The organism is Bacteroides sp., from assembly GCF_019417265.1.
In the GTDB taxonomy this organism is placed as follows: Bacteria; Bacteroidota; Bacteroidia; order Bacteroidales; family Bacteroidaceae; genus Phocaeicola.
This window is the reverse complement of record NZ_DXVR01000090.1, coordinates 5,000-11,603: the sequence shown is the minus strand read 5'-3', so window position 1 is coordinate 11,603 and position 6,604 is coordinate 5,000. Positions and strand designations below refer to the sequence as shown.

Annotated in this window: 3 protein-coding genes; all 3 read left to right on the top strand. The window is 38.0% G+C overall.

Annotation, left to right across the window (positions count from 1 at the left end):
• Positions 1-881 (top strand): AraC family transcriptional regulator (locus QZ379_RS10315; RefSeq protein WP_291564118.1); only part of this gene is annotated, 881 nt, incomplete at its 5' end.
• A 14-nt stretch (positions 882-895) separates the two neighbouring features.
• Entirely contained in the window at positions 896-3,829 is a 2,934-nt protein-coding gene (locus QZ379_RS10310; RefSeq protein WP_291564115.1) for a helix-turn-helix domain-containing protein, read from the top strand.
• Positions 3,830-3,970: 141 nt separating this feature from the next.
• On the top strand, positions 3,971-6,421 hold the full coding sequence (locus tag QZ379_RS10305) for a TIM-barrel domain-containing protein (protein WP_291564111.1): 2,451 nt from the start codon (positions 3,971-3,973) through the stop codon (positions 6,419-6,421).
• The last annotated feature ends 183 nt before the right edge of the window (positions 6,422-6,604 follow it).

The window sequence follows — 6,604 nt, the reverse complement described above, 5'->3', positions numbered from 1 at the left end:
ATTTTACAAAGAACTATAAATATCTTATAAGCAGCCAACGTGATGAAGACTGGGGAATAACTGTCAACACCGTAGGATGTGAAACTATTGAAAAGAAATACGAAACTTACCCTCCACGTACAGGGCATCCTGCACAGTTTTTCTTCACTCCCTCCAGAGGCCGAAAATTGGACAGCTATCAACTGTTATACATAACAAAGGGTAAAGGCATCTTCTTTACATCTCCGGAAGAAAATATGGAAATAAAAGAAGGTGACATGATTATACTGCGTCCTCACCAGTGGCATAGCTATATGCCCGACAAGAAAACAGGATGGACAGAAATGTGGATTGGTTTCGAAGGAGCAAACATGGACAGCAGATTCAAAAACAATTTCTTCAACAAAGAACAAATTATATACAGGATAGGCGTACAGGACAATATTGTAAACCTGTATAATCAAGCCATAAAAGTGGCCAATGAAGAAAAAGCGGCATGCCAGCAATATCTTGCCGGTATTGCAAACTTGATTTTAGGCATGACAATGTATTACGACTACAACAGATGCTTCGACACAGCTACTGAAGAGCAAATAGACAAGGCAAAAATCATAATAAGGGAAAATCTGCTGAAAGATATAACTGCCGAGGATGTAGCATCAAGAATAAACATGAGTTACTCATGGTTCAGAAAGTTGTTTAAAGATTATACCGGAGTATCACCGGCCCACTATATACAGGAATTGAAAATACAAGAAGCAAAACAGCTATTGTCAGACAGTAATATAAATATAAAGGAAGTATCATATTATCTCGGATTTGACGATATTGCCTATTTTTCAAAAGTTTTCAAGAAATATACAGGACTTACACCTATTGAGTATAAAAAGATATACTATTAATAAAAGCACAATACATGAAATGTAAACTGACAAAAATTGATAAAAAAAATACTGTAATATTAAGACTCTTGCTTCTGTTATGGATATTTGCTGCAGCAGAACCTGTCTTTTCTGAAAAGCATTACGTTTTCACACCGTTGGACGCATCACAAGGATTGTCCGGCAATAAAGTCAGAAACATATCACAACTACCTGACGGACGTATGATGATAACCACAGAAGGACAAATAAACATATACGACGGAACAAACTTTACCTATCTTCACTATAACAAGAACAACATATGCCGATTATCGGAATATTCTGGTTTTCACCATACATATGTTGACAACAACGGATATGTGTGGATTAAAAACAATCATACTTTAATGGTTGCAAACATTACAAGCGAAGAGTTCCTGAGTTGTCCTGATTCCATATTCAGACAATGGGGAATAGACATCCCTTTGAAAGATTTGTTCATGGATAAATATTGTGATTTATGGGTTGTTACGGAAAAAGACGATTTATTACACATAAGTAAAGACAGGAAAAATACATTTATTTTCAAAAAGAAGGTTTCACCGGACAATGATCAGATTTATGATTTAGGAGTAATAGACGACAAACTTTATCTATTCTACAAATCAGGAATGCTGATATGCCATGATATAGTGTCAGGAAAAGAATTGTACAGACGTAATGTACCGGCCGACCTGCCAGAAGTACTATACGGAAATACTTCGTATGTAGTACAAGGCCATGATTCGTTTTATCAGTTATGTAATGGCACAGGCGGTGGCATAATGCTAAATTTCAACATATATAAAAAGAACTGGGGAATAGTCATGAACACAGACTCATGGTTCAACTATCTTTCCATTGACCGCGACGGCAGCATTTGGGTTAGCGGACATGACGGACTCTACAACATTTCACCCGACCTGAAAGAAAAGCAATACATACAGACACTTAAACTGGTTGACGGTAGAAAGATTGACACAGAAATAAGCACGCTGTACAATGACCTTCAGGGTGGAATGTGGATAGGTACGTTAAATCGTGGTATCCTATATTACCATCCTAACCGTTTTCGTTTTCAAAATATCGGAAAAGTGATGTTCTCTCTTCCAGAAGAAACTTCAATGCACGTGACAGGATTTGAAGAGACTGAGAACAAAGATATCATAGTAAAGACTGATACAGAAAATTATTTATATAGCCCCAAATCAGGCAGCATTTCAGTGTATAAAGGTAAGGTAACGACCTTTAAAGAAGAAAAAATCGACCATCTCAATAATAAAAGAATACTTCAGACTGCCAAAATCGGAAAAGATGTATTGGTAGGTATTACCAGAGACGGATGGTTTATATATGATAAACAAAACAATAAAACCGATTTCCATCCGACATGTCATCCTTGCAACTGTATTTATACGGCAGGAAGTGGAAAAGTTTGGATAGGATTAGAAGACGGACTTATGCTACTGGACGTGAAAACCGGGAAAGAACACAGATTTCACACATCCGATGGCCTTGTAAATAATTCTGTCCGTAGCATAATACAAACGCCTGACAGTTCCGTATGGATTTCCACTGCCAATGGAATAAGCAACATGCAAGCAAACAGAAACACAGCCGATTCGCTTGGATACTCATTTGTCAACTTCAATCAATATGACGGAGTCATAACCGATGAGTTTTGCGAAAGTTCTGTCTATATCACTTCCGACAACACCATCTACTGGGGTGGTATTAACGGTTTCAACATATTGAATACATCTTCTGCACAAACAGAAGAAATCCCTTATTTGCCATTGTTCGTCGGATTTAACCTGTTTGGAGAGAAAATCCACAACGGAATGTATTATCATGATAAGCAGATATTAAAAAATCCTATAACAACGACAAAAGAGATTGTTCTGCGCCATGATCAGAACTTCTTTACAATAGAGTTTGCCGCCATGAACTACATAAATCCGACACAGACATACTATCGTTATCAACTTAACGGAATAGACAAGACAGAACTGGAAATCCATTCAACAGACGGTAGAGGAAGAGCCACTTATACAGATTTGCCTCCCGGTAACTATACATTCAAAGTACGCTCTACAGGAAACGGCAAAGGATGGACAGATAAATATGCCGAGCTTAAAATACGAGTAAAAGCTCCGTTCTGGAAAACCGGATATGCTTATACCGTTTATATAATATTAGCCGGCAGCTGCATAGCAGCTTTCATTCTTCTATATATCAGAAAAAAGAAACGAAGCATAATACGTGAACAGAAAGAAAAACTGGATGAAATGAAAACAACATTCATCCAAAACATTAATCAGGAACTGGAAGAACCGATTAAAAAGATAATATCTCCTCTGGATGCTGTAATTATGCACATGGACGAAGGAAGGAACAAATTACAACTGCAGTCTATTCGTCAGAATGCTACAGAACTACAAACATTAGTAAAGCAACTTTCAAAAGGAGCATTATTGCCTATACCGACCGACGAAAACAATATAAACCTAGATGTACTGATTATTGAGATGCGTCAATTGCTGGAACAGCAAGAAACAAGAAAGAAACAAATAAGCACAATCAACGAGAAAGAAGGAAAACAGAAACTCTTAAGTGAAACAGACGAAGCTTTTATACGAAAAGTCCTTAAAAATGTAGAGCAGAACTTGGACAATCAGGAATACTCAGTGGAAACACTAAGTCGCGACATGGGAATGGACCGCACTGGACTTTACCGTAAGTTGATAGCTTTGGTTGGAAAAACGCCTACCAGTTTTATACGCTCCGTTCGTCTTAAACGGGCAGCACAACTGTTGGAAAAAGGTTATACTGTTGCCGAAGTGGCAGACAGCGTTGGCTTCAGCACTTCAAGTTATCTGTGTAAATGTTTTCAGGAAGAATTTGGTGTACGTCCTTCACAATACGTCCAGCAACTGAAAAAGCATTGATAATTTTCAACCAATATATTGTTATCTGCAACATATTTACAACTTTTTCTTATGCCATCATGATAATTTTGCATGTACGATAAACATTGAATCCACATTTTAAAGTGTAATTAAATTATCTCTTAATCAAACATACAAACCATGAGAAAAAGTTTATTGATTTTAGCATTATGTTCATTGCCTATTTTTGTATGGTCGCAAAAATACCAGGAAACAGAAAACGGCATCAAAACTTCCATCAATGATAAAAAAATAGATGTAGAAGTTCAGTGGTTCACTCCAAACAGTCTGAGGATTTTAAAGACACCGTTAGGAAAGACTGTAGAAAAGAAAAGTCTCTCAGTTATTGCAAAGCCTGATAAGTCCGGAGTAAAAATCACCACATCAGACAACAACAGAATTGTAATGAAAAGCCCTGTACTGACTGTTACGCTCAATACAGAAAATGGTATAATGACCTATGCCAAAACCGACGGTACTATTCTATTGAAAGAGAATGAAAACTCAAAGCCTTTTACTCCGATGAAGGATGCCGATAGAGATGCATATACCGTTTATCAGGGATTTATAACAGATAAAGAAGAAGGGTTGTACGGTCTGGGACAGTTACAGAACGGACAGATGATGCAACGCAACATGAGTAAATTATTAATTCAAGGTAATATTGAAGATGTATCACCTATCTTTCAGTCAACCAAAGGTTATGGAGTATTTTGGGACAATTATTCCGCAACTACTTATACAGACAATGAAAATGAGACCTCATTCAGTTCCGAAGTGGGAGACTGCATTGATTACTACTTCATGTATGGCGGTTCTGCCGACGGAGTTATAGCACAGGTACGTGCTTTGACAGGAGAAGTACCGATGATGCCACTGTGGAGCTACGGATTTATGCAGAGTAAGGAAAGATACAAAAGCCAGGAAGAAACTGTAGGTGTGGTAAAAAAATACAGAGAATTAGGTATTCCACTAGACTGTGTCATACAAGACTGGCAATATTGGGGACATAACTATCTGTGGAATGCAATGGACTTCCGCAATCCGTCTTTTGACAATCCTAAAGCCATGATTGACAGCATACACGGAATGAACGCGCGTATGATGATTTCTATATGGTCTTCTTTCGGACCGGCAACAAAACCATACCGTACATTAGATAAAGAAGGACTCTTATTCAACATGGAAACATGGCCACAATCAGGCATTGAAGGCTGGCCTCCAAACATGGAATATCCATCAGGAGTTAGAGTTTACGATTGTTACAACCCTAAGGCACGTGACATTTACTGGGATTACCTCAACAAGGGTATCTTCCAATTAGGTATGGACGGATGGTGGATGGATTCAACAGAGCCTGACCATTTCAACTGGCAGGAGAGTGATTTTAACCGTCAGACTTACTTAGGTTCATACCGCAGTGTACGCAATGCATATCCTCTTATGACTGTTGGAGGTGTTTACGATCATCAGCGTGCAGAAACCAGCGACAAACGTGTTATCATATTAACCCGTTCAGGCTTCCTCGGACAACAACGTTATGCCTCAAACGTATGGTCTGGCGACGTACAGTCATCATGGGATATGTTCCGCAAACAAATAACTGCCGGACTGAACTTCTCACTCACAGGAATGCCACATTGGAATTCTGATTTAGGAGGCTTTTTCGCCGGCTCATACAACACTAATGGAAATACCAGTGCCACAAGAAATCCAATGTATCAGGAACTTTATGTACGCTGGTTACAATTCGGAGTTTTCTGTCCGATGATGCGTAGTCACGGTGCCGACACTCCCCGTGAATTTTTCTGGTACGGCAAAGCCGGCGAACCGGTTTATGACGCATTGGTAGATGCTGTGAAATTACGTTATTCCCTACTGCCTTACATCTATTCTACAGCCTGGGAGGTTTCACACAGACAGTCAACATTTATGCGTGCCCTCTACATGGATTTCCTGAATGACAAAAACACATGGAAAATAGGTAACGAATACATGTTCGGAAAAGCATTCTTCGTAGCGCCTGTTCTTCACGCACAATACACACCTGAACAAAAACAAAATATCTTAAAAGAGAACGAAGGATGGAATAAGACAACAAACAATCAGGTAAACCTTTCATTAAATGTTGACTTTACACAGTCTAAAGAAATGGAAGTTTATCTTCCTTCAGGAAACAAATGGTATAATTACTGGACTAACGAGAATTTCGACGGTGGACAAAAATTGAAAATCAAGACATCACTTGACAGAATACCACTTTTTGTCCGTGCAGGAAGCATCATACCTATAGGTCCGGATGTGCAATATACAAACGAGAAGAAATGGGATAATCTGATAATAAACGTATATCCGGGAGCGGACGGAACATTTACACTTTATGAAGACGAAGGCGACAATTACAATTATGAGTCCAGAGCATACACTGAAATACAAATGAAATGGAACGACACAAAACGTATTCTCACAATTGATGCACGTAAAGGTGAATATAACGGTATGCTGACCAAACGTAACTTTACCATACGTACAGCCGACGGAAAAGAAAAAGTCATTACATACAGCGGAAAGAAAATCAATGTAAAGATATAATAATAGAAAGCAAACTTTTATTACAGTGCAATAGGAATGTAAATATTTAGTTACCTAATATTTGCATTCCTATTTATATTTATATATTGCAGAGAAAATACATTTTTGTACCTTTGCATTTCAAATAATGAATTTCTATTTATATGGAATTAAAAGAACATTTCTCCGATAAAATATTCAAGA